25 protein-coding genes and 1 riboswitch are annotated in these 23,833 nt (G+C 70.6%); of the genes, 13 read left to right on the top strand and 12 right to left on the bottom strand.

Features of this window, described 5'->3' with window-relative positions:
• Window positions 1-53: 53 nt before the first annotated feature.
• The 3 genes from OHS16_RS23710 to OHS16_RS23700 all read right to left on the bottom strand — a co-directional run bounded on the left by OHS16_RS23710 (window position 54) and on the right by OHS16_RS23700 (window position 2,154).
• Window positions 54-446 (bottom strand): DUF3040 domain-containing protein, encoded by a 393-nt coding sequence (locus tag OHS16_RS23710; protein ID WP_328539258.1) that lies wholly within the window; start codon window positions 444-446, stop codon window positions 54-56.
• 247 nt (window positions 447-693) lie between these two features.
• Complete coding sequence (locus OHS16_RS23705) at window positions 694-1,452, bottom strand: methyltransferase (RefSeq protein ID WP_328539257.1); 759 nt, start codon at window positions 1,450-1,452, stop codon at window positions 694-696.
• A gap of 159 nt (window positions 1,453-1,611) precedes the next feature.
• Window positions 1,612-2,154 (bottom strand): SAV_6107 family HEPN domain-containing protein, encoded by a 543-nt coding sequence (locus OHS16_RS23700; protein ID WP_328539256.1) that lies wholly within the window; start codon window positions 2,152-2,154, stop codon window positions 1,612-1,614.
• Window positions 2,155-2,312: 158 nt separating this feature from the next.
• On the opposite strand from OHS16_RS23700, the gene OHS16_RS23695 reads away from it, so the two are divergent.
• The 4 genes from OHS16_RS23695 to OHS16_RS23680 all read left to right on the top strand — a co-directional run bounded on the left by OHS16_RS23695 (window position 2,313) and on the right by OHS16_RS23680 (window position 7,575).
• Window positions 2,313-3,101, top strand: a complete 789-nt coding sequence (locus OHS16_RS23695) for an ATP-binding cassette domain-containing protein (protein WP_328539255.1) — start codon at window positions 2,313-2,315, stop codon at window positions 3,099-3,101.
• Window positions 3,073-5,157 (top strand): YhgE/Pip domain-containing protein, encoded by a 2,085-nt coding sequence (locus OHS16_RS23690; protein WP_328539254.1) that lies wholly within the window; start codon window positions 3,073-3,075, stop codon window positions 5,155-5,157. Before OHS16_RS23695 ends, OHS16_RS23690 begins: the two co-directional genes overlap by 29 nt.
• Window positions 5,158-5,185: 28 nt before the next feature.
• Window positions 5,186-5,791, top strand: coding sequence for a TetR/AcrR family transcriptional regulator (locus OHS16_RS23685; protein WP_328539253.1), 606 nt, complete (start codon window positions 5,186-5,188; stop codon window positions 5,789-5,791).
• Window positions 5,792-6,156: 365 nt separating this feature from the next.
• A complete protein-coding gene (locus OHS16_RS23680; RefSeq protein ID WP_328539252.1) occupies window positions 6,157-7,575 on the top strand; it encodes a phytoene desaturase family protein in 1,419 nt (472 codons plus the stop codon).
• Window positions 7,576-7,585: 10 nt separating this feature from the next.
• On the opposite strand, the gene OHS16_RS23675 is transcribed toward OHS16_RS23680, so the two are convergent.
• The 6 genes from OHS16_RS23675 to OHS16_RS23650 form a co-directional block, all read right to left on the bottom strand.
• A complete protein-coding gene (locus OHS16_RS23675; protein ID WP_328539251.1) occupies window positions 7,586-8,596 on the bottom strand; it encodes a hypothetical protein in 1,011 nt (336 codons plus the stop codon).
• Window positions 8,597-8,647: 51 nt separating this feature from the next.
• Window positions 8,648-9,565: a methylenetetrahydrofolate reductase [NAD(P)H] gene (metF, locus tag OHS16_RS23670; RefSeq protein ID WP_328539250.1), complete on the bottom strand. Its 918-nt coding sequence runs from the start codon at window positions 9,563-9,565 to the stop codon at window positions 8,648-8,650.
• A 99-nt stretch (window positions 9,566-9,664) separates the two neighbouring features.
• The gene (gene thiE, locus OHS16_RS23665; RefSeq protein ID WP_328539249.1) at window positions 9,665-10,342 is read right to left on the bottom strand and encodes a thiamine phosphate synthase; all 678 of its coding nucleotides are present in this window, start codon (window positions 10,340-10,342) and stop codon (window positions 9,665-9,667) included.
• 74 nt (window positions 10,343-10,416) lie between these two features.
• A complete protein-coding gene (locus tag OHS16_RS23660; RefSeq protein ID WP_328539248.1) occupies window positions 10,417-10,782 on the bottom strand; it encodes an Rv2175c family DNA-binding protein in 366 nt (121 codons plus the stop codon).
• Window positions 10,783-10,841: 59 nt separating this feature from the next.
• Window positions 10,842-12,017, bottom strand: a complete 1,176-nt coding sequence (locus OHS16_RS23655; RefSeq protein WP_328540961.1) for an NAD(P)/FAD-dependent oxidoreductase — start codon at window positions 12,015-12,017, stop codon at window positions 10,842-10,844.
• 57 nt (window positions 12,018-12,074) lie between these two features.
• Complete coding sequence (locus OHS16_RS23650; RefSeq protein ID WP_328539247.1) at window positions 12,075-12,425, bottom strand: hypothetical protein; 351 nt, start codon at window positions 12,423-12,425, stop codon at window positions 12,075-12,077.
• A gap of 51 nt (window positions 12,426-12,476) precedes the next feature.
• A riboswitch (TPP riboswitch) is annotated at window positions 12,477-12,590 on the top strand.
• Between OHS16_RS23650 and thiO the strand changes: the two genes are divergently transcribed.
• The 6 genes from thiO (at window position 12,588) to OHS16_RS23620 (ending at window position 18,289) form a co-directional block, all read left to right on the top strand.
• Entirely contained in the window at window positions 12,588-13,751 is a 1,164-nt protein-coding gene (gene thiO, locus OHS16_RS23645) for a glycine oxidase ThiO (protein WP_328539246.1), read from the top strand. It overlaps the preceding riboswitch by 3 nt.
• Window positions 13,748-13,969, top strand: coding sequence for a sulfur carrier protein ThiS (gene thiS, locus OHS16_RS23640; protein WP_328539245.1), 222 nt, complete (start codon window positions 13,748-13,750; stop codon window positions 13,967-13,969). The genes thiO and thiS overlap by 4 nt, the downstream gene beginning before the upstream one ends.
• A 5-nt stretch (window positions 13,970-13,974) precedes the next feature.
• A complete protein-coding gene (locus OHS16_RS23635) occupies window positions 13,975-14,769 on the top strand; it encodes a thiazole synthase (RefSeq protein WP_328539244.1) in 795 nt (264 codons plus the stop codon).
• 164 nt (window positions 14,770-14,933) lie between these two features.
• Entirely contained in the window at window positions 14,934-16,859 is a 1,926-nt protein-coding gene (gene pknB / locus OHS16_RS23630; protein WP_328539243.1) for a Stk1 family PASTA domain-containing Ser/Thr kinase, read from the top strand.
• A gap of 6 nt (window positions 16,860-16,865) precedes the next feature.
• Window positions 16,866-17,717 carry a deoxyribonuclease IV gene (locus tag OHS16_RS23625; protein WP_328539242.1) on the top strand — a complete coding sequence of 284 codons (852 nt, stop codon included), beginning with the start codon at window positions 16,866-16,868 and terminating at the stop codon, window positions 17,715-17,717.
• A gap of 77 nt (window positions 17,718-17,794) precedes the next feature.
• Window positions 17,795-18,289 (top strand): DUF4396 domain-containing protein, encoded by a 495-nt coding sequence (locus tag OHS16_RS23620; RefSeq protein WP_328539241.1) that lies wholly within the window; start codon window positions 17,795-17,797, stop codon window positions 18,287-18,289.
• A gap of 18 nt (window positions 18,290-18,307) precedes the next feature.
• Here OHS16_RS23620 and OHS16_RS23615 read toward each other — a convergent pair whose 3' ends face one another.
• Window positions 18,308-18,940, bottom strand: a complete 633-nt coding sequence (locus OHS16_RS23615) for a sulfite oxidase-like oxidoreductase (protein WP_328539240.1) — start codon at window positions 18,938-18,940, stop codon at window positions 18,308-18,310.
• 153 nt (window positions 18,941-19,093) lie between these two features.
• Between OHS16_RS23615 and bfr the strand changes: the two genes are divergently transcribed.
• Complete coding sequence (gene bfr, locus OHS16_RS23610) at window positions 19,094-19,573, top strand: bacterioferritin (RefSeq protein ID WP_328539239.1); 480 nt, start codon at window positions 19,094-19,096, stop codon at window positions 19,571-19,573.
• Window positions 19,574-19,628: 55 nt separating this feature from the next.
• On the opposite strand, the gene OHS16_RS23605 is transcribed toward bfr, so the two are convergent.
• Both OHS16_RS23605 and OHS16_RS23600 read right to left on the bottom strand, forming a co-directional pair.
• A complete protein-coding gene (locus OHS16_RS23605; RefSeq protein WP_443042683.1) occupies window positions 19,629-19,859 on the bottom strand; it encodes a (2Fe-2S)-binding protein in 231 nt (76 codons plus the stop codon).
• A gap of 197 nt (window positions 19,860-20,056) precedes the next feature.
• The gene (locus OHS16_RS23600; protein ID WP_328539237.1) at window positions 20,057-21,388 is read right to left on the bottom strand and encodes a class II 3-deoxy-7-phosphoheptulonate synthase; all 1,332 of its coding nucleotides are present in this window, start codon (window positions 21,386-21,388) and stop codon (window positions 20,057-20,059) included.
• A gap of 96 nt (window positions 21,389-21,484) precedes the next feature.
• On the opposite strand from OHS16_RS23600, the gene OHS16_RS32165 reads away from it, so the two are divergent.
• Window positions 21,485-21,541 (top strand): trp operon leader peptide, encoded by a 57-nt coding sequence (locus OHS16_RS32165; RefSeq protein ID WP_353961846.1) that lies wholly within the window; start codon window positions 21,485-21,487, stop codon window positions 21,539-21,541.
• Window positions 21,542-21,657: 116 nt separating this feature from the next.
• Complete coding sequence (locus tag OHS16_RS23595; RefSeq protein ID WP_328539236.1) at window positions 21,658-23,625, top strand: anthranilate synthase family protein; 1,968 nt, start codon at window positions 21,658-21,660, stop codon at window positions 23,623-23,625.
• The last annotated feature ends 208 nt before the right edge of the window (window positions 23,626-23,833 follow it).

The following is a 23,833-nucleotide window of genomic DNA, read 5'->3' as shown; positions in this document are numbered from 1 at the left end:
AGCCGTGACGTGTGTGTGCCGGCGCCGGGGGCGCCGTCCGTGCTCTGCTGTGCTCAATGCCCCTGTTCGTCGCGGCGGCGCTGCCACCGCTCCTCGATCCGGTTCATCACCGAGCGGTGTTTCCTTGGCTGCCTGGCCGCAGGACGGCCTGCGGCCTGCTGCTGCTCACCGGGTTTGGGCGCTTTCCGCCATCCGGTGATCGCGAGCACCGCGCAACCGAGCATGACGAGGAACCCCACCACACTGATCCAGATCTGCTTGGCGACCATTCCGGCCATGAGGAGCGCGATACCCACCAGAAAGCCAGCGACCGCCTGGTAGACCCGTCGCCGGGTGTACGTACGCAGCCCGCTTCCCTCGAGCGCTGTCGCGAACTTGGGATCTTCGGCGTACAGCGCTCGCTCCATCTGCTCGAGCATGCGCTGCTCGTGCTCCGAGAGCGGCACGGAGTCCTCCTACTCGTCGGTCGCGGGGGGCGACCGTGATGCGGCCCTTTCAGAATAGGCAGGGAATCGCCCCCGTGAAACCCGCCCTCTACGCCAGTTCACCATCCGGGCCGCCACGCGGAACGGCTCCCGGGGCGTGCGTGCCCCGGCGGCCGAACCGTCATGCCGGATGGTTACCCCGATCATACGGGGACTAGCCCCCGATCGGGGGGCCTGTGGCCCAGTACGTACGTCACTGAGCTGCTGATCAGCCCTGCTTCTCGCCCAGAACGTGCAGCTGGGTGGCCACCGAGTGGAACGCGGGCACCTCGGCTGCCGCCGCTTCCAGCTTCAGCAGTGCCTCCAGGGCGCCCGGCTCGGTGTCGACCAGAACACCGGGCACCAGGTCGGCGAAGACCCTGACGCCGTGCACCGCACCGACCTCCACACCTGCCGCCGTCACCAGCTCGGTGAGCTGGTCGGCGGTGAAGCGCCTGGGCACCGGGTCGCCTTCGCCCCAGCGCCCGGCCGGGTCGGTCAGCGCCTGCCTGGCCTCGACGAAGTGCCCGGCCAGCGCCCTGGCCAGCACAGCGCCGCCGATCCCGGCGGCGAGCAGACTCAGCGCACCGGAGGGACGGAGCGCGTCGACCGCGTTTCTGACCCCCTCGGCCGGGTCCTCGACGTACTCGAGGACCCCGTGACAGAGCACGGCGTCGTATCCGCCGCGCTCCACGACGTCGAAGAGTCCGAGCACGTCGCCCTGCACGCCGCGCACCTGATCGGCGACCCCCGCCTCCTCAGCCCTGCGCTCGAGTCCGAAGAGAGCGTTGGGACTGGGGTCGACCACGGTGACCCGGTGGCCCAGCCGCGCGACGGGCACCGCGAAATTGCCGGTGCCGCCCCCGGTGTCCAGTACGTCCAGGGTGTCGCGTCCTGTCGCCTTCACCCGGCGCTCGAGAGCGTCCTTGAGCACGTCCCACACCACGGCGGTACGAAGGGAGGCGCGGGGGCGCAGCTGGTCCGGCACGGCGGTTGACTCCTCGGCGCGGGGCCGCCGCCCGCGACACGACGCGGGCAGGGGCTCAGACAGGGGGCGTAGACAGCAGGGGCTGGCTCCCACCCTATTGCCTCGGCATGGCCCTCCGGCCACCCCCGGTCGACCGGCCGCCGACCTGCCGCCCCACGGTCAGCCTGCCCGGGGATGCTCCACGCTGGGCTGCTCCGCCCTGGGTTGCGGGAGCACCGGCTGCAGGACGAGCAGCCGCTCGACGAGCCGCAGGAACATGGCGGCGTCGCGCAGCAGATCGTCGGCGTCGCGGCTGCCGGCCGCGCCCGGTATCCCCGCCTCCGCCCTGGCCCTGCGGTCGGCGCCCGACGCGAAGAGCGCGCTCCACTCGGTGAGTTCAGGTGCGATCTCGCTGAGGACTTCCCAGGCGGTGCGAATGCGCTGCCTTCGGCGGGGCAGAGCCTCCGGCCGGCCTCGGGCCGCGAGTACGGCGGCGGCAGTGCGGAGCGCGGCGAGATGGGCTGTCGCATAGCGCTCGTTCGGTGTCTCGAGGACGGCGGCCTCGTCGAGTCCGGTACGGGCCTGGGCCAGCAGATCGAGGGCGGCCGGCGGGGCGGTCGCGCGGCGCAGGACCGGGTGGATGTCGGCCGCCGGGCCGCTCGGTGAGGGGGCAGGGGCGGTGACACGGTGCCTGCGCGCGGCTGAGGCGTTCGAGCGGGCCATGACGAACCTCCTGTCGTCGTGTGACGGCGCTGTGGCCGTATGTGTCCACTGTGCAGGGCGCCACTGACAATCGGCTGCGACCTGCGGCTTTGCTTCGAACGCAGGATCGGGGGTATTTTTGAACTGACTGGTCAGTTCAAAAACTCCGGGAGGGCGCTGTGGACACCGGCGACAGGGAGACCGAGGATTCGGGGCACGGGGAGGACCCGCACGGGGCGGCCGTCGCCGCCGCGGGCCTCGGGCTGAGAGGCCCCCGCGGCTGGGCCTTCCGCGATGTGCGATTCGATGCGGGACCCGGTGCGCTGGTCGCCGTCGAGGGACCGTCCGGCTCGGGACGCACCTGTCTGCTGCTCGCGCTCACCGGCCGGATGCGCCCCACCGAGGGCGAGGCCGAGGTCGGCGGGTTCCCGCTGCGCAAGAAGCCGGCGGCTGTCCGCCGCTTCAGCTCGCTCGGCCCCGTCCCCGGGGTCAGCGAACTCGATCCGGCGCTGACCGTCGCCGAGCATCTGCGCGAGCGCGCCCTGCTCCAGCGCAGATACAACGGCTCGCTGCGCGCCCTGCTGCGGCCTCGCGCCGAACGTACCGCGGCAGCGCGGGCGCGTATCGAAGCGGCGCTCGATGCCGCCGGCCTCGACACCGGGGCACTGCCCAAGGCCGAGCGGACATCGGTACGCGATCTGGAAAGGCTGGAGGCACTGCGGCTCTCCGTCGCGCTCGCGCTGATGGACGGCCCGCGGCTGCTCGCCGTGGACGACGCCGATCTCAAGCTCTCCGACGCGGAGCGCGCCGATGCGTGGAAACTGCTGCGTTCCGTCGCCGACAGCGGTGTCACCACCCTTGCGGTATGCGGCCAGGCGCCCGAGGGCGCGATCACCGTCCGTACCCGGCTGCACAGCCGGACGAAGGAAGGGGCAGCCGATGCGCTCGCCGAAACTGGCCGCGCTTGAGCTGAAGCGGTTCGGCAGGGGAAGACTGCCGCGCGCCGCGCTCGTCGCACTTCTGCTGCTGCCGCTGCTCTACGGCGCGCTCTATCTCTGGTCGTTCTGGGATCCGTACGGGCGGCTGGACCGGATACCCGTCGCCCTGGTCAACGACGACCGGGGCGCCGAAGCCGCCGGCCGGCAGGTCAGAGCGGGCGACGACATCACCGAGGGGCTGCGGGACAGCAAGGTCTTCGACTGGCACGAGACCAGCGCCGCGGAGGCACGCAGGGGCGTCGAGGACGGGACGTACTACCTGTCCCTCACCATGCCGCCCGATCTGAGCAAGCGGATCGCGTCGAGTTCCGGCGGTTCCCCGGAGACCGGCGCCCTCCAGGTGCACACCAACGACGCCAACAACTACATCGTCGGACAGATCTCCCGGACGGTGTTCTCCGAGGTCCGCAGCTCCGCGTCGACCCATGCCACGCGCACCTTCCTCGACCGGATCTACGTGTCGTTCTCCGATCTGCACGACCAGACGGCGAAGGCGGCGGCGGGCGCGACCGATCTGAAGAACGGTCTCGGCAAGGCGAAGAAGGGCTCGAAGGATCTGGCCGACGGGCTGAAGGACGCCAAGGCTGGCAGCGGAAAGCTGGCCGGAGGCATCAAGAAGCTCGACAAGGGCTCGAACGATCTCCAGTCCGGCTCCCAGCAGGTCGCGGCGGGTACCCAGACCCTGGCGGACAAGGTCAACGGGGCCGCCGGTTCGGTCCGCCCCTACCTCAAGGACAACGGGAAGACAATCGGTGCCGCGGCCCGGCTGGTCTCCGATTCCACCAGGGCGGTGCGGAAGCATCTCGCCACCCTGGTGAGGACCGCCCCTGCCGCGGCCGCGGGGGCCCGTACCGCATCCGCGGACCTCGACTCCGTCTACCGCGCCCGGTGCCAGGAACTCCCGATCCCCGATCCGGCCTGTCCTCAGCTGAAGAAGGCCAAGGAGGCGGCAGCCGACGTGGCGCGCATCGCCGGCGATGTCAACACGCTCGTCCAGCAGCAGAACGGCGACCTGGGCAAGCTGGACGGACAGCTCGCGGCGCTGCAGAAGCAGGCGGACAACCTGGCCCGGCACGCCCCTTCGCTGAGCAAGGACCTGGACTCCGCCGTCGCGAAGATCAACAAGCTCAACAGCGGGGCCCATCAGGTGGCGAGCGGCGCGAAGCGCCTGCACACCGGCCTCTCCACGGCGCGGACCGGAGCCACCGACCTCGACACCGGGGTGGGCAAGCTGAAGACCGGCGCGGGGACCCTGAGGTCCGGAATCGTCAAGCTCTCCGACGGGGCGGGCACGCTGGCCGGCGGACTGCACGAGGGTGTCGGCAAGATCCCCGACTACGACAAGAAGGACCGCGACCAGCGCACCGGGGTGATGGCCGATCCGGTACAACTGGCCTCCCGGTCCGCGCATCCCGCCCCCAACTACGGCACCGGTTTCGCGCCCTACTTCATTCCGCTGTCCCTGTGGGTGGGCGCGATGGTGGCGTACATGCTCATCCAGCCCTTGAGCCGCCGCGCACTCGCCGCCGGCTCATCGGCCTGGCGGATCACCCTGGCGGGCTGGCTGCCGGTGGCCGCGATCGGTGTGCTGCAGACGGCCGCGCTGATGGCCGTGCTGCACTGGGCGATCGGCCTGCAGATGGTCAGGGCAGCCGGAACACTGGGCTTCCTGGCTCTGGTCACCTGCTGCTTCGCGGCGATCGTGCAGTGGCTCAACGCACGTTTCGGAGCCGCTGGACGCATTCTGGTGCTGGCTCTCCTGATGCTCCAGCTCACCTCGGCGGGCGGCACCTATCCCGTCCAGACGAGCCCCGGCTTCTTCAACGCCATCCATCCCTGGCTGCCCATGAGTTATGTGGTCGACGGGCTGCGCAGACTCATCACGGGCGGCGGACTCGGCCCGGTCTGGACCGCCTGCGCGGTGCTGCTGGCGTTCACCGCGGGCGCCCTGGCCCTGACCGCCCTCTCCGCGCGGAGCAAGCAGGTGTGGACCCTGGAGCGGCTGCACCCCGAGCTCACCCTGTGAGCGCTGCCGACCTGTGAGAATCGGAGCCATGGACACCAGCACCAGACGCCAGGCCACTCGGCAGAAGCTCTACGAGGCGGCGGTCACCCTCATCGCCGAGCAGGGATTCTCGTCGACCACGGTGGAGGAGATCGCCGAGCGCGCCGGGGTCGCGAAGGGCACGGTCTACTACAACTTCGCGAGCAAGACCGTGCTGTTCGAGGAGCTGCTGCGGCACGGCGTCGGCCTGCTCACCCAGTCCCTCCGGACGGCGGCCGACGAGACCGCGGAACGCGGTGGCAGCAAGGTCGAGGCGCTGGACGCGATGATCAGGGCCGGTCTCGTGTTCATGGAGCGCTATCCGGCCTTCACCCAGCTGTACGTGGCCGAGCTCTGGCGCACCAACCGCGCCTGGCAGTCGACCCTCCTCGTGGTGCGCCGCGAGGCGGTCGCCGTGGTGGAGACCGTGCTGCGCGAAGCCGTCGAGACGGGCGAGCTGCACGAGGACATCGACATCTCACTGACGGCCGCCGCGCTGGTCGGCATGGTGCTGGTGGCCGCACTGGACTGGCAGGCGTTCCAGAGCGAGCGTTCCATCGACGATGTGCACGCGGCGCTGTCACGGCTGCTCCACGGGCGGGTCAGCGGGCGCTGACCGGGGTGCGCGGAGCGGTGATCCGTGCGCGCGGAACCGCCACCCGGGCGCGCGGGAACAGAGGAACGCCGCTCCGGCGGGGCCCGGAACTTCCGAGCCCCGCCGGAGCGGCGCATCCCCCGTACTCCCCCGGTGCACTCCCCCGTACATCCCCGTACTCGGCAGGGGAGCATCGCCGTTCCGCAGCCCCGTGCCGGCGGTGCCGGCGTGCGCCCCTTCCGTGTCCCCCACTCTGCCGTCCGCGCGGGGGGCCGCCCATCCGCACACCTACTCATCTCTCGGCGTAGGTACGGGTACTCAGGCCGGCATTCCGCGCTCGCAGCCCGTCGGCAGGACCGGTCACCCGCACCGATAAAGTGCCTGCCATGGCACAGATTGCGGTGATCGGCGCCGGGATGGGCGCCATGGCGGCTGCCGCCCGGCTGGCCGTGGCAGGCCACCGGGTGACGGTGTACGAGCGCTCGTCGACGTACGGCGGCTCCGTCGGCCGCTTCGAGCGGGACGGGTTCGCGTTCGACACCGGGCCTGGGCTGCTCCATCTGCCCGCCGTCTACCGGGACTTGTTCGTCAAGACCGGCCGGGAGCCGCTGGAGGAGTGCGTCGAACTGGTCCAGGTGGACCCGTCGAGCCGTCATCTCTTCGCCGATGGGACGGATGTGCTGCTGCCCGACGCTTCGCGTGCCGGGGTCGTCGATGCCCTCGATGCGGCGCTGGGCGGCGGCGCGGGCGCCCGCTGGGGAGCCTTCATGGACCGGGCGCGGGAGACCTGGGACAGGACGAGGCGCCCGCTCCTCGAGGAGCCGCTCCCCGCCGACACCGCGGCACTGCGTCATGACCGGTATCCGGCGCTCAGGACCGGTCTGCTGCGGCGCACCGCGACGACGCTGGGCGAGGTGGCCGACCGGGAGCTGCGCGACCCCCGGCTGGCGGCCCTGCTGGGCAGTTACGCCCTGTCCTACGGCTTCGACCCGCTGAACGCGCCCGCGTCGGCGGCCGTACTGCCGTACATGGAGCAGACCTTCGGCAGCTGGTACGTGCGCGGCGGGATGCGGGCGCTGGCGGACGCGCTGTACCGGCGGTGCCTCGCGCGGAAGGTCGGTTTCGTCTTCCGTGCCGAGGTGACCGGGGCAGCGGAGAAGGACGGCCGGGTGTGCGGTGTCGAGCTGGCCGGTGGCCGGCTCGAGCCCGCTGATCAGGTGGTCGCGGCCGCGCCGGTTCCGGCCGTCCGGTGGCCGCACCGGGAGAGGGATGCGTACACCGGACGGGTCGTCGTGTGTCTGGCGCTGCGCGGTGGCCGTCCGGCCGGCACGGTGCACCGCACCGTGGTGCACCGGACGGACGAGGCTCTGCCGATGGTGACGGTGCTGCGCCCGGACGACCCGGCGCTGGTTCCCGGCGGCGCGTACGAGTCGGTCACGCTGACAGCCACGGTCCCGGTCGCGGAATGGACCGGAGCGGGCTCCGGGCACACCGGGGCGTTCGCCGACCGTGTGGTGGCGGCCGCCGAAGCAGCCGTGCCGGGACTGCGCGGGCGCGTTCTGTGGCGGGAGGTGCGGACCCCGGCCGACACTCTCCGGGAGACCGGCACACCGGGGGTGCCGGGCCCCGCGCTGGCCGGTGCGGGCGGGGACCTGCTGCCCGAACCCAACCGGGCGCCGCTGCCGGGTCTGTACTTCGCGGGCGGCTGGTCGCACCCGGGCGGCGGTCTCGCTCATGCCGGTATGTCCGGGGCCCTCGCCGCCGGGCTGATCGTGGAGGGCGAAGGGTTCCGCGGCTCACAGTGAGCGCGCTGTCTCAGTACCGGTGCTGCTGCTCGGTGTACCCGTTGTCGTAGCCGTTCTGCTGCGGCTCGTACCCGGGCTGCTCAGGTGTGCCGTACTGCGGCTGCTCGGTGTCCCGCTGCTGCGGCACCCACACCCCTCCGGGCGGAGTGTCGTTCGCGTACTGCTGGGCATACGGGTCGGCGTACTGCTGCTGGCCGTACGAGGCGTCGTACTGGCCCGAGCCGATGTACGGATCCGAGTAGGCGGCGTACTGCTGCTGGCCGGAGCCGTAGTCGTACTGCCCGGTGTACTCCTGCCGGCCCTGGTCGTAGCCGGTGTCGTAGGCGCCGTACTGCGCGGCCGCGCCCTGCGCGGTGTCGCTGCTGTATATCCCGTACTGGCCGGTGTCGTCCGGCATCGGCTGCGGGGCGTAGACGGCAGTCGCGTCCGCCGCGTCCGCGGCCGGGTCGTGGGCGGCCTGGGCGTAGGCAAGCGGGTCGTAGCCGCCCGGACTGTACGCGGGCTGCTCGTACTCGGACTGCCCGTAACCGGACTGCTGGTATCCGGACTGCTCGTATCCGGACTGCTCGTATCCGGACTGCTCGTAGTCGGGCTGACCGTATCCGTCCTGCCCGTAGCCGCCCGGCCCCTGCTCGGCGGCCGCGTGGATCTCCTGCTCCGCTGCGAAGGAGCCGTCATCCGCGGCGGGTGCGTACTCCAGGTCCGACACCTCGAGCGTCGGCTCGGCGGTCTCTTTGCCGCCCTTGCGCCGGCGGCTGGCTCCCGGGGAGCCGCCGAGGGCCCAGCCCGTCGAGAATCCCCGCCGGAACGACAGCGTGACGTAGGTCTGGCCGACCGCGAAGGCGAGAGCGCCCACCACGATGACCGGCACCGAGTGCAGCAGTACGCCGACGACCACGCCGAGGAAGCCGGTGAAGGCGAGCATCCGCCAGCGCAGCCGCGCCTTGTACTGGAGCAGCACCTCACCCAGCAGCCAGAGAGCCACGAATCCGAACCCGACATAGAGGACCGTCCAGCCCATGTACGCCCCTCTCCTAGGGCTGCCGCCCTGGGAAGGAGCGTGTACAGCCGGTCAGGACTGCTCGTGCAGTCCGAGATTCTCGTAGATTTCGAGGGTCGCCGTGGAGTTGTTCAGCGTGATGAAGTGCAGCCCCGGGACCCCCTCGGAGAGCAGCCTCGCGCAGAACTCCGTAGCAAACTCGATGCCAATGGAGCGTACAGCGGCTGGATCGTCCTTGACCGCGAGGATGCGCTCTTTCAGACCCGACGGGAAGTGCGCGTTACTGAGCTGGGCGAACCGCTCGAGCTGCCGCACATTGGTGATGGGCATGACTTCGGGGATGACCGGAGTCTCGCAGCCTGCTGCGACGACCCTCTCGCGCATCCGCAGATAGTCCTCGGGTTCGAAGAACATCTGGGTGATCGCGTAGTCGGCGCCGGCCCGGCACTTGTCGACGAAGTGGCGGATGTCGCTGTCCCAGCCGTCCGAGCGGGGATGCATCTCGGGAAAGGCGGCGACGCCCACACAGAAATCGCCGGACTCCTTGATCAGCCGGACCAGGTCGGCGGCGTAGGTCACGCCTTCCGGGTGCTTGACCCACTCGCCCATCGGGTCCCCGGGCGGGTCGCCGCGTACCGCGAGCATGTTCCTGATCCCGGCGTCCGCGTACTGGCCGATGATGTTGCGGAGCTGGGCGACGGAGTGGTCGACCGCCGTGAGATGAGCGACCGGGGTGAGCGTGGTGTCCGATGTGATCTGCTCGGTGGCCCGCACCGTACCCGCCCGCGACGAGCCGCCCGCACCGTAGGTCACGGATACGAAGCTCGGTGCCACCGCCTCGACGCGGCGCAGCGCGTTCCAGAGGTTGCGCTCGCCCTTCTCCGTCTTGGGCGCCCAGAACTCGAAGGAGTACGACGTCTTGCCGGTCGCAAGCATGTCGCGCACGGTCCGTGCGTGATCGGTTCTGGTGGAAGAAGTGCCAAGGGCCATACCGGCAGATTAGTCAGGGCTTGCCACTCCCCCAACCGCACAGGGGTTATATGGCCGTTTTGCCGGTTACTCGTCCATCCTTCGGACACTTTCGGCGCATCAGCCCCGCGACTGGCGCTGCCCGGGCCGTTCGCTTCGCTCACGGACCCGCTTGGCGAGTTCCGCCGACGCGGACGCCGGGTCGTCTGCACCGGTGATCGCCCGGACGACCACGATCCTGCGCGCACCCGCGTCCAGCACCTCGTCGAGATTGCCCGCGTCTATCCCGCCGATCGCGAACCAGGGGCGCTCGGTGGTGAGGGCCGCCGCGTAGCGCACCAGGCCGAGTCCGGGGGCGTACCGGCCGGGCTTGGTGGGAGTGGGCCAGCAGGGACCGGTGCAGAAATAGTCGACACCGACTTCGGCGGCTGCCGCGTCCACCTCGGACTCGGCGTGTGTCGAGCGGCCTATCAGCACATCCTGGCCGAGCACCCGGCGGGCCGCGGGGACCGGGAGATCACCCTGGCCGAGATGCAGCACATCCGATGCGATGGCGTGCGCGACATCCGCGCGGTCGTTGACGGCGAGCAGCTTGCCGTGCCGGCGGCAGGCGTCGGCGAAGACCTCCAGGTGTTCCAGCTCCTCGGCGGCTTCCATGCCCTTGTCGCGGAGCTGGACGATGTCCACGCCGTTCGCCAGGACGGCATCCAGGAACCCGGCCAGGTCGCCCTGGCGTTTACGGGCGTCCGTGCAGAGATAGAGCCGGGCGTCGGACAGCGGTGCGGGTGCGGTGGACATCGGACGTTCCCCCCGGTCGGTGGTGTGGGGTACGGACCGGCCCGGCCCGTACCCCACGGTGTTTCAGACAGTGCTCAGAGGGCGAGCGCCTGAGCGCGGCGCTTCACCTCCGTCCCGCGATTCTCGCTCAATGCCTGCGCGGGCGTGCCCGGCAGGGTCTCATCCGGAGTGAAGAGCCACTCCAGCATCTCTTCGTCGCTGAAGCCGTCGTCCCTCAGCAGGGTCAGGGTCCCGGACAGCCCCTTGACCACCTTGGCACCGTCGATGAAGGCGGCGGGCACCTGGAGTGCTCGGTTCTCACCCCGGCGCACGGCGATCAGCTGGCCCTCCTTGACCAGCTGACGGACACGCGTCACCTCGACACCGAAGACTTCGGCGATGTCGGGGAGGTGCAGCCAGGCGGGGACGAGAGCATCGATGTTTGCGTCAATCTCGGTCACGGCACAAGCCTGCCATCCCGCACCGACACTTACGACCCGGTGGGCCCCGGGTGCGGCGTTCAGCCCCTCCCCGCCAGGACCGCTGTCTTCAGCGGCGCGTCCGGATCGGCGGCCCGCACCGGATCGAGCGGGGCCCCCGCCTCGATGAGTTTCCGCCCCTGGGCGAGGTCGCGGGGCCGTCCCACCGCGAGGACCGCGACCAGCCTCCCCGCCCGCAGCCAGCAGACCGACCAGGACGGCCCGGTCGGCTCGCCGCGCCGGATCACCGTGTCGGCGCCCGTGTGGTGGCCCGCGTACTGCACGAAGCGGCCGAACTGCTCGGACCAGAAATACGGCACCGGGTCGTAGATCCGCGGCTCGTCGCCGATGATCCCGGCGGCGACCGCACGGGGGCCCTGGAGCGCGTTGTCCCAGTGGTGGACCAGCAGGCGTTCGCCGTACCGGCGGGAGGGGAAGGAGGCGCAGTCCCCGACGGCGTACACGCCGGGCAGCGAACTGCGCAGCCACTCGTCCGCGGTGACCGAGCCGTCGGCACCGATGGCGATCCCGGAGCCGGCCAGCCAGCCCGTCGCAGGCCGCGCGCCGATACCGACGAGTACGGCGCCTGCGGTCAGCCTGCGCCCGGACTCCAGGACCACGGCCCCCGGCTCGATGCGCGCCACTCGTGCGTGCGTGATGAGCTCGGCGCCGCTGTCCGCGTACCAGGCGGCCATGGGGTCGGTGATCCCGGCGGGCAGCGCGCCCACCAGCGGCCTTCCGGCCGCCTCGACCACGGTCACCGCGCAGCCGGCCTCGCGGGCCGCCGTCGCGAACTCCGCGCCGATCCAGCCCGCCCCCACGACCACCACGTCACGCCGGTCGGCCAGGACCGCCCGCAGCCGCCCGGCGTCGTCGAGGGTGCGCAGCGTATGGACATCGGGCAGGCCCTCGCCGCCCGGCAGGGTGACCGGGCGGGAACCGGTGGCGATGACCAGGGCGTCGTAGGGCACCGGCCCCTGGACGGTGTCCAGCTCACGCTCCGCCGCCCGCACCCAGGTCACTTCGCGGCCCAGCTGGAGTGTCACACCGAGCGCCTCGAAGTCCACGTCGAAGTAGGACGCCTCCGTCGCGCCGAGGAGCACCGCCTTGGACAGCGGCGGTCTGTCGTACGGCTGGTGCGGCTCGTCGCCGATCAGTGTGACGGCGCCGGTGAAACCCTGGTCCCGCAGCGCGACCGCGGTCTGCACCCCGGCCATACCCGCGCCGGCGATGACGACGTGCTTCGGCTGGTTCACCTGCCCACCTCAATCAACTCACATGCCGTCAGAGAGCAGTTCCTCGACGGCGCTCGTTCCGGCGCCCTGCCGGGATTCCCACTCCCAGGCCTCCTCGAGCCGGATCCGCCCGTCCGGGAGCTCCGCCACGACGGACACGCAGTGGCCACTGGACGTCATCCCCTCCCGCGTCAACTGGACGTAACGGAAATCCAGCCGGTCGCCCTCGCGCGTGCCCACAAGACGGCCGTGCGCAATGTCACCGCCGTCGTATTCCGCCCAGATCCTGCCGTCCTGTTCGTGGTACGCGAAACGGGTCCGGGCACCGACCTGACCGGGCGCCTGATCGGTGACCGGCGAGAGCACAAGACCGTCGAGCGACCGTGTCACTGCGCCTGCTCCCTTACTGCCGGAAGAAACCTGGGGTTAGGCTGGCCAAGCTAAACCACTCGCGGGAGTCCGGACGCACCGGGCTGAGAGGGGGGCTGAAACGGCCTCCGACCGTACGAACCTGATCCGGGTCATGCCGGCGAAGGGAGGGGCTGGACGCCCATGCACACGGACAGATCTCCGGACGTCCTGATCGTCGGAGGCGGGATCATCGGTCTTGTCACCGCCTGGCGCTCGGCGCAGCGCGGCCTGCGCACCATCGTGGTCGACCCGGAACCGGGCGGCGGGGCGGCGCAGGTCGCCGCCGGGATGCTCGCCGCCGTCACCGAACTGCACTACGGCGAGCAGATGCTGCTCGGTCTCAATCTGGAATCGGCCCGCCGCTATCCGGCGTTCGCCGCCGAGCTGACGGAGGCGTCCGGCCAGGAGCTCGGTTACCGCACCTGCGGAACGCTCGCCGTCGCACTCGATGCCGACGACCGGGCGCACCTGCGTGAACTGCACGCTCTGCAACAGCGTTCGGGGCTGGAGTCGGAGTGGCTCACCGGACGGGAGTGCCGGCGCCTCGAGCCGATGCTCGCGCCGGGGGTACGCGGCGGGCTGCGGGTCGAGGGCGACCATCAGGTCGATCCGCGGCGCCTGGCGAAAGCTCTGGTGACGGCCTGTGAGCGGGCCGGTGTCGGCTTCCGCCGGAGCAGGGTGGAACGGCTCAGGGTGTCGGACGACCGGGCCACCGGCGCCGAGCTCGAGGACGGAGCGGTGCTCGGCGCCGGCCAGGTGGTGGTGGCCGCGGGCAGCCTCAGCGGCAGGCTCGCCGGGGTGCCGGGGGATGTCCTGCCGCCGGTCCGCCCGGTGAAGGGTCAGGTGCTGCGGCTCACCGTGCCGGGCGCCTACGCGCCCTTCCTCAGCCGGACCGTGCGCGCGGTGGTGCGCGGCAGCGACGTGTATCTCGTCCCGCGCGAGAACGGTGAACTCGTCATCGGCGCGACCAGCGAGGAGCTCGGCTGGGACACCACGGTCACCGCGGGCGGGGTGTACCAGCTGCTGCGTGACGCCCATGAACTGGTGCCTGGCATCACCGAACTGCCGCTCACCGAGACCCGCGCGGGTCTTCGCCCCGCGTCCCCCGACAACGCCCCGCTGCTGGGCCCCACCGCTCTGCCCGGCCTGCACCTGGCCACCGGCCACCACCGCAACGGCGTCCTGCTCACCCCTGTCACCGGAGATGTGATGGCCGAGCTGCTCGCCACCGGGGACCTGCCGGCCGAGGCCCGTCCCTTCTCGCCCCTGCGCTTCTCGCCCCTACGACAGGAGCAGCCCGTATGACCACCGTGAACAGCTCCGTGCCGGTCTCCGTGAACGGCGCGGAGCACCACGTCGCCCCGGGCACCACCCTCGATCTGCTGGTCGCGACGCTGACCGGGGCGCCGACGGGTGTCGCGGCCGCGCTCAACGAGGCGGTCGTGCCGCGCGGGCAGTGGCCCGCGACCCGGCTCGGTGAGGGTGACAGGGTGGAGATTCTCACAGCGGTCCAGGGAGGCTGACCGGCATGGCCGACGATCTTCTGACCATAGGCGGATCCACCTTCTCGTCCCGGCTGATCATGGGGACGGGCGGTGCGCCCAGTCTCGACGTACTGGAACGCTCCCTGATCGCGTCGGGGACCGAACTCACCACGGTCGCCATGCGCCGGCTCGATCCGACCGTCCAGGGCTCGGTCCTCTCCGTGCTCGACCGGCTCTCCATCCGGGTCCTGCCGAACACCGCGGGTTGCTTCACGGCGGGCGAGGCCGTACTGACCGCGCGGCTGGCCCGAGAGGCGCTCGGCACCGACTGGATCAAGCTGGAGGTGGTCGCCGACGAACACACCCTGCTTCCCGACCCGGTCGAACTCCTCGACGCGGCCGAGACGCTGGTCGACGACGGCTTCACCGTGCTGCCGTACACCAACGACGATCCGGTGCTCGCCCGGCGGCTCGAGGACGTGGGCTGTGCGGCGATCATGCCCCTCGGCTCCCCCATCGGCTCCGGGCTCGGAATCCGCAATCCGCACAACTTCCAGCTGATCGTCGAGCAGGCGGGGGTGCCGGTCGTCCTGGACGCGGGCGCCGGCACCGCTTCGGATGCCACGCTGGCGATGGAACTGGGCTGCGCCGCCGTGATGCTGGCGTCGGCGGTGACCAGGGCGCAGGAGCCGGAGCTGATGGCCGGGGCTATGCGGCACGGAGTGGAGGGGGGACGGCTGGCGTACCGCGCGGGACGGATCCCCCGGCGGCACTTCGCCCGCGCCTCCTCACCCGTCGGGGGACGGGCCGCCCTGGATCCGGAGCGGCCGGCGTTCTGACGCGGCGGCCGGGGCCCGGTGCGTCGTCAGTCCTGCGCCGGGCGGAGATCAGGTGCCGTCAGAGGGCCTGCCCCGCCCCGGACCTGTCACAGCTCGGCTTCAGTCCCGCACCAGCGCATCCGGCCGTTCCCTGCCTGTCGCCTGCGGCTCGTACACTCGCCTGCGTGGATACGACCGTCAAGGACCCTCTCGTCGGGCAGCTGCTCGACGGCCGCTACCGGGTGGAGGCGCGCATCGCCGTCGGTGGCATGGCCACGGTCTACCGGGCCGTCGACACCCGGCTGGACCGCGTGCTCGCCCTCAAGGTGATGCATCCGGCGCTGGCCGTCGACGCCACTTTCGTGGAGCGCTTCATCCGGGAGGCCAAGTCCGTCGCCCGGCTCGACCACCCCAATGTGGTCGGCATGTTCGACCAGGGCGCGGACGGCGCGTACGTGTATCTCGCGATGGAGTACGTCGCGGGGTGCACCCTGCGTGATGTGCTGCGCGAGCGCGGCGCCCTTCGCCCCCGCGCCGCCCTCGACATCCTGGAGCCCGTGCTGGCCGCTCTCGGTGCCGCACACCGCGCCGGGTTCGTCCATCGCGACATGAAGCCGGAGAACGTCCTGATAGGGGACGACGGCCGGGTCAAGGTGGCCGACTTCGGCCTGGTGCGTGCAGTGGACACCGAGACCAACAGCACCGGGACCATCATGGGCACCGTTTCCTATCTCGCCCCCGAGCAGATCGAGCACGGCACCGCCGACACCCGCGCCGATGTCTACGCCTGCGGTGTGGTCCTCTACGAGATGCTGACCGGCGCCAAGCCGCATTCGGGCGAGACCCCCGCACAGGTCCTCTACCAGCACCTCAACGACGGCGTACCGGCGCCGTCCGCGGTGGTCCCCGGGCTTGCCGCGGGGCTGGACGAGCTGGTGGCGAGCGCTACCGCCCGTACCCCCGGCGCAAGGCCGCACGACGCCGTGGCGCTTCTCCGGCAGGTACGCGAGAGCCGCGCCGCACTCAGCGACCGGCAGCTCGACGCGGTGCCGCCGCAGGCGCTGGAGGACGAGGCCGCCGAGAGGACGCCCGGCGGCTCCGAGGACCGCACCAACGTGATCCCCCGGGTGCTTCCCTCCGCCTCGGTCAACCGGACCAGCAGGCTCGAGATGCCCGCACCGCAGCCGGAATCCCACCGCTCACCCCCGCGCCGCACTCGGCGGGCGAGCCGCGGGCTGATCGCATCGGTCGTCGCCGTGCTGCTCGTACTGGGTGTCGGCGCCGGTGTCTGGTACATCAACTCCGGGCAGTTCACCCGGGTGCCCTCGGTCCTCGGGCAGACCGAGAGGACGGCGAAGTCCCGGCTCTCCGCGGCCGGTCTCGATGTGAAGGGAACGCAGCGCAAGTTCAGCGACTCCTTCGCGCGCGGCACCGTGATGAACAGCGACCCCCGGTCAGGTGCCCGCATCCGCGACAACGGAGCGGTGACCCTGGTCGTGTCCCGCGGCCCCGAGATGGTGAAGGTCCCGCAGGTCGCCGGCAAACAGCTGGCCGAGGCGAAACGTGACCTGAGCAGGGCGGGTCTGGGCGCCGGCATGGTGACAAGGGAGTTCAGTGACGACATCGGCCGGGGCAGGGTGATCCGTACGGATCCCGCGTCCGGCACGGAGCGCCATGCGGACTCGGCGGTCGCGCTGGTCGTGTCCAAGGGAGCCCCGGTGGACGTGCCCGACGTCACAGGCGAGTCGGCCGACGACGCCAAGGCCGACCTCGAGGACCAGAATCTGAAGGTCAGGATCGCGCAGCAGCAGATCAACTCCTCCGAGGACGCGGGGAACGTCGCCAAGCAGTCGGTGGCCGCGGGCTCCAGGGCCGAAGAGGGCGACACGGTCACGCTGACCGTGTCCAAGGGCCCGCGGATGATCGGCGTACCCGATGTGACGGGCCGCAGTGTCGACGACGCGAAGAAGGCGCTGACCGGCAAGGGCTTCGAGGTCCATGTCGACCGGCCGTTCCTCTCCTTCAGCGACACCGTCGAGAGCCAGTCCGTGGCGGGCGGCGACCGGGCTCCCGAGGGCAGCACCATCACCATCACGACCAAGGGACTCTGAACGCACGTGCGCAACCCCATCGGTGGTCATGTCCCCGTGGCCGGCGGCCTGGCCAGAACCGGACTGCCCTACGCACGTGAACTCGGCGCGGAGGCGGTCCAGATCTTCGTGGCCAATCCGCGCGGCTGGGCGACGCCCGCGGGGGATCCGGCCCAGGACGAGCAGTTCCGCAAGGAGTGTGCCGAAGAGTCGGTCGCGGCCTATGTACACGCCCCCTATCTGATCAACTTCGGCTCGCACACGGCGGCAACCGTGGAACGGTCGGTGGACTCCCTGCGCCACTCGCTGCGCCGCGCCCGGCAGACCGGAGCGCTCGGTGTCGTGGTGCACACCGGGTCGGCGACCGGTGGCCGACCGCGTGCCGAAGCGCTGGCTCAGGTCCGTACGCATCTGCTGCCGCTGCTCGACGAGCTCACCCATGACGACGACCCGTTCCTGCTGCTGGAGTCCACCGCGGGCCAGGGCTCGTCGCTCTGCTCACGGACCTGGGACTTCGGCCCCTACTTCGACGCACTCGACTCGCACCCGAAGCTCGGCGTCTGTCTGGACACCTGCCATGTCTTCGCCGCCGGCCACGATCTCGCCGGGCCCGGAGGAATGAAGCAGACCCTTGATCTGCTCGTGGGGACCGTCGGTGAAGGCCGGCTGAAGCTGATCCACGCCAATGACTCCAAGGAGGCAGCCGGCGCCCACAAGGACCGCCACGAGAACATCGGCGCCGGCCACATAGGGGAAGAGCCGTTCAGGGAGCTGCTGTCGCATCCGGCGACCGAAGGTGTCCCGCTGGTGATCGAGACCCCGGGCGGCAAGGAAGGACATCGCGCGGATGTGCGCCGTCTGAAGGCGCTCCGCAACTGACGGTTCTCCGCTGGAATACCCCTTGGGGGTATAGCGTTCTCCAGTGGACAGTCTCCGTCACGCGACCGGGGGTCTTCATGCGGGACACACATGAGCAGCACGGGCAGCATGGGCACACCGTCCACGGTGACGGCGGCGCCGACTGGCCCACGGCCGTCCGGGCCACCCTGCACTGCCTCACCGGCTGCGCCATCGGCGAAGTGCTCGGCATGGTGATCGGCACGGCCTTCGGCTGGGGCAACGCCCCGACCACTGTCGTCGCGATCGCGCTGGCGTTCTTCTTCGGCTACTCACTCACGCTGCGCTCGGTGCTCGCGGCGGGCGTCGGATTCAGGTCCGCGGTCCGCGTCGCCCTCGCCGCCGACACACTCTCCATCGCGGTGATGGAGCTGATCGACAACGGTGTGATCGTCCTCTGGCCCAGCGCCATGAGCGCCGGCCTCTCCGATCCGCTGTTCTGGACCTCGCTGGTGGCCTCACTCGCCCTCGCCTTCGTGGCGGCGACCCCGGTCAACAAATGGATGATCGGTCGCGGCAGGGGCCATGCGGTGGTGCACCGGTACCACCACTGACGTCCGGCACACCGAGCCTCAGAGCTCGGGGCCGTCGCCCGGCCCCTCCTGGTACGAGTAGCGCTGCTCACGCCAGGGGTCGCCGAGATTGTGGTAGCCGCGCTCCTCCCAGAAACCCCTGCGGTCCGCGCTCATGTACTCGATACCGCGGACCCACTTGGGGCCCTTCCAGGCGTACAGATGGGGCACGACGAGGCGCAGCGGAAAGCCGTGCTCTGCGGTGAGGAGTTCACCGGCCTTGTGGGTGGCGAAGAGGGTGTGGCCCTCGGTGAAGTCGGCGAGCCGCAGATTGGCGCTGTAGCCGTACTCGGCCCAGACCATGACGTGGGTGACATGGGGCGCGGGCGGTGCGAGCTCCACGACCGTACGGGCGAGCACCCCACCCCATTCGGCCCCGAGCATGGAGAATTTCGTGACGCAGTGCAGGTCCGCGACCACGGTGGAGAACGGCAGCGCCGAGAACTCCTCGTGATTCCAGCAGTGCTTGTCCCCGTCGGCGGTGGCGCCGAAAACCCGGAACTCCCACCGGTCCGGCTTGAACTTGGGGACCGGCCCGTAGTGGGTGACCGGCCAGCCGCGCTGGAGCCGCTGGCCCGGCGGAAGGTCGGACTGCGCCGCTCCCTGCTGCTCCCGGCTTTCCGGCTGACCCATGTGTCCATGGTGACAGACCGGGCAGGGTGGTCATGACCAGCTATGCACCACCCGGGCAACTCCTACTAAGCCTCTACTTACTGGACGCCCCCCGTGGGCGATGCGAGGATTCGCGGAATCTGCCCGGATACACGCCTGGAAGGAGCCTCTGCAATGCAGGGCGATCCCGAGGTCATCGAGTTTCTCAACGAGCAGCTGACCGCCGAACTCACAGCGATCAACCAGTACTTCCTGCACGCGAAGATGCAGGAGAACTTCGGCTGGACCAAGCTCGCGAAATACACCCGGTCCGAGTCGTTCGACGAGATGAAGCACGCCGAGATCCTCACCGACCGGCTCCTGTTCCTGGAGGGCCTGCCGAACTACCAGCGGCTCTTCCATGTCCGGGTGGGCCAGACGGTCACCGAGATGTTCCAGGCCGACCGGCAGGTCGAGGTCGAGGCCATCGACCGCCTCAGGCGCGGGATCGAGATCATGCGGAACAAGGGCGACATCACATCCGCGAACATCTTCGAGGCGATCCTGGCGGACGAGGAGCATCACATCGACTATCTCGACACCCAGCTCGAGCTGGTCGAGAAACTCGGGGAGCCGCTCTACATCGCCCAGCTCATCGAGCAGCCGGACAGCTAGCGGACACGCGCCGGGCGCCGCCCCGACATTCCTGGCGGGTGCACGACGACGGCGCTCAGGCCGCCTCGGGGATCTCCGGGAGCCCGGGCGTCTCACCGGTCAGCGATGCCAGCGCGGGCATCCCCTGGTCGAGCAGCCCGCGGCTGGGGCAGTCCCCGCGGCCGAGCAGCGCCTGGATCCTGCGCACACAGCCACCGCAGTCGGTGCCCGCCTTGCAGGCCGACGCTATCCGGCGGGGGGTGCAGGCACCGGCGTCCGCGTGCTCCTTGATCTGCTTTTCGGTCACTCCGAAGCATGAGCAGACATACACGCGGGTTCACCTCCCGAACGGGGTCGCTGACGTTTCGCCGCCCCGATTAATCGGTGAGGCTAACCTAACCTTACCCGGAGGCCTGGTATCGCAAAAGAGCCGCGGGGTCCGGATCGCTGTGATCCGTGCCCCACGGCTCCTGCTGTACGGTCTCGCCGGAATACGGCCGCCCGCTACTGGTCGCGGTACATCTCCGCCACCAGGAACGCCAGGTCGAGAGACTGACTGCGGTTGAGCCGCGGGTCGCAGGCCGTCTCGTAGCGCTGGTGCAGATCGTCGACGAAGATCTCGTCACCGCCGCCGACGCACTCGGTGACGTCGTCACCGGTCAGCTCGACATGGATACCGCCCGGGTGGGTGCCGAGGCTCTTGTGCACCTCGAAGAAGCCCTTGACCTCGTCGAGCACATCGTCGAAACGGCGCGTCTTGTGGCCGGACGCGGCCTCGAAGGTGTTGCCGTGCATCGGGTCCGTGACCCAGACGACCTGGGCACCGGACGCGGTGACCTTCTCGACCAGGTCCGGCAGCCTGTCGCGGACCTTGTCCGCGCCCATGCGGACGATGAAGGTCAGCCGGCCCGGCTCACGGTCCGGGTCGAGCCGCTCGATGTAGCTGAGCGCTTCCTCCGGAGTGGTCGTGGGGCCGAGCTTCACGCCGATCGGATTGCGGATCTGCGCGGCGAACTCGATGTGCGCGTGGTCGAGCTGCCGGGTGCGCTCGCCGACCCAGACCATGTGGCCGGACGTGTCGTAGAGCTTGCCGGTGCGCGAGTCGGTACGGGTCAGCGCCGATTCGTAGTCGAGCAGCAGCGCCTCGTGCGAGGCGTAGAACTCCACCGCGCGGAACTCCGCCGGGTCGGTGCCGCAGGCCTTCATGAAGTTGAGCGCGCTGTCGATCTCGCGGGCGAGCTGTTCGTATCGCTGCCCGGACGGCGAAGACTTCACGAAGTCCTGGTTCCAGGCGTGCACCTGGCGCAGGTCTGCGTAGCCGCCGGTGGTGAACGCGCGGACCAGATTCAGCGTCGAGGCGGACGCGTGGTACATCCGCTTCAGCCGGTCCGGGTCCGGGACCCGGGACTTCTCGTCGAAGTCGAAGCCGTTGACCGAGTCGCCGCGGTACGTCGGCAGGGTCACGCCGTCGCGGGTCTCGGTGCCCTTCGAGCGCGGCTTGGAGTACTGCCCGGCGATCCGGCCGACCTTGACCACCGGCACGGAGGCGGCGTAGGTGAGCACCGCGCTCATCTGCAGAAGTGTCTTCAGCTTCGCCCGGATGTGCTCGGCGGACACCGCGTCGAAGGCCTCGGCGCAGTCGCCGCCCTGCAGCAGGAACGCCTCGCCCCTGGCCACGGCCCCCAGGCGGTCGCGCAGCTGGTCGCACTCGCCGGCGAAGACGAGCGGCGGATAGGACTGGAGGTCCGCGAGGGCGTCGCGCAGGGCCTCGGCATCCGGGTACTCGGGCTGCTGCGCCGCGGGAAGGTCTTGCCAGGTGTTCACGTTCACGGTCACCCGCCCAACACTACGGGTTCGCGCGGTGCGCCTGGCGCCCCGCCCACGAAATGAGACACCTGCCCGGAGAGCGGTCGATCGGCTACAGTCCTGTCCATGTTCGCGACGACGACTCGAAACTGGTGGTGGACCGCTCATCCGGCGGCCCACTGACATCGCGCGCACAAACGAAGCGAAGGCCGCCCGAGGGGCGGCCTTCCGTGTTTCCGCGGGCCGTTCCTCTCCACCCGTTCCCGGGGTCTCCCGGGACATCCGGAAGGAACACCCCGATGCTCATCAGCGGACTGCTGGACGACCACCGGCCCTTCGCGCTGCTGCGCCGGCGCACCCCTGGCCATGATCACGACATCGTCGAACTGCTGATCGGCGAGATCCGCGAGGTCGAGCGGCTCGCGGACATCCCGGCGGACGGCGACCGCCCGGTGCTGGCGATGGTGCCGTTCCGGCAGATCAGGGAACGGGGCTTCGACGTACGCGACGACGGGACGCCGCTGACGGTCCTGGTCGCCGACGAGACGTACGAGCTGCCGCTCGAAGAAGTGCTCGACACCTTGCCCCGGCACGCCGTACGGGTCGAGGACGGCGGTTTCGATGTGTCCGACGACACCTACGAGGACATGGTGCGGCGGGTGGTCGAGGACGAGATCGGGCAGGGCGAAGGGGCCAATTTCGTCATCCGGCGCACCTACACGGGCAGCATCCCCGGCTTCGGCCGGGCGGACGCGCTCGCCCTGTTCCGGCGGTTGCTCGCCGGCGAACGGGGTGCGTACTGGACCTTCGTCGTGCACACCGGGGAGCAGAGTGGTCACGAGCCTCCCGGTCCCGGCGGGCTGGCGCAGGGGACGGGCGGGCGCACTCTCGTCGGCGCCAGCCCCGAGGTGCATGTCCGGATGTCCGGCGGGACCGTGGTGATGAACCCGATCAGCGGCACCTTCCGCTACCCGCCGGAGGGGCCGACCACGGAGGCGCTGCTGGACTTCCTCGGCGACCGCAAGGAGACCGAGGAACTGTCCATGGTGGTCGACGAGGAACTCAAGATGATGTGCACCGTCGGCGACATGGGCGGCGTCGTCGTCGGGCCGCGGCTCAAGGAGATGGCCCATCTGGCCCACACCGAGTACGAGTTGCGGGGCCGCAGTTCGCTGGACGTGCGTGAGGTCCTGAAGGAGACGATGTTCGCCGCGACCGTCACGGGCTCACCCGTGCAGAACGCCTGCCGGGTCATCGAGCGGTACGAGGCGGGCGGGCGCGGGTACTACGCGGGGGCGCTGGCCCTCATCGGCCGGGACCCCGGCGGGGCCAGGACACTGGACTCGCCGATCCTGATCCGCACCGCCGACATCGCGGCCGACGGCGGACTGCGGGTGCCCGTCGGCGCGACGCTCGTACGCCACTCGGACCCGGCGGGCGAGGTCGCCGAGACCCACGCCAAGGCGGCGGGGGTGCTCGCGGCGCTCGGAGTACGGCCCGGTCGGACGCTGCCCGCCGCCGGGAGTCCGGGGCTCGCCGACGATCCGCGGGTGCGGGCCGCCCTGGAATCCCGCCGCACCGGCCTGGCGCCGTTCTGGCTGAGGATGCGGGACGGGGCCCCATCGGATGCCGCCACCCTGGCGGGGCACGCCCTGGTGGTGGATGCGGAGGACACCTTCACCTCGATGCTGGCCCACCTGCTGCGCGCATCCGGCCTGGAGGTGACCGTGTGCCGCTACGACGAGCCCGGTCTGCGGGACGCGCTGCGCGCCCATCGGGGACCGGTGGTGATCGGCCCGGGTCCCGGCAACCCGAGCGAGGGGGGCGATCCCAGGATGCGGCTCCTTCGCGGCCTCACCGCGGAACTGCTGCGTGATCACCGGCACGGCCTGTTCGGGGTCTGCCTGGGCCATGAGCTGCTGTCGGCCGAGCTGGGCCTGGACATCGTCCGCAAGGAGGTCCCGCACCAGGGTGCCCAGGAGCGGATCGACTTCTTCGGGCGGCAGGAGACGGTGGGCTTCTACAACTCGTACACCGCGCGGTGCGACGACCAGGTGGCGGCGGAGCTGGCGATGCACCGGATCGAGGTGAGCCGTGACGCGGTGAGCGGTGAGGTCCATGCGGTGCGGGGGCCGGGATTCGCCGGGGTGCAGTTCCATCCCGAGTCCGTGCTGACGATGGACGGGACCACCATCGTGGCCGAGCTGCTGGCCGGGGTACTCGACCGGAGCGTCTCTCCTGCATCGCGGCCCGCGCGCCGGGCGTGATCCGGGGCGGGAGCACGCCGCGGGGCCGGGGGCCGGGAGTGCAGGCCCCGCGGAACTTCCGGCGGCCCGGCGCGTGCCGCAAAGATCATGACGGACATCGCTGCCCCCGGCTCGCCGGAGGCGATCGTCGCGTTACACCGGGCGGCACCCAAAATCCCAGGTCACAGCCCCAGGGATGCTCCGTGCCACGATCGACACGGTGGTGCGG

This window comes from Streptomyces sp. NBC_00344 (genome assembly GCF_036088315.1).
In the GTDB taxonomy this organism is placed as follows: domain Bacteria; phylum Actinomycetota; class Actinomycetes; order Streptomycetales; family Streptomycetaceae; genus Streptomyces.
This window is presented reverse-complemented; position numbering and strand designations above follow the sequence as displayed.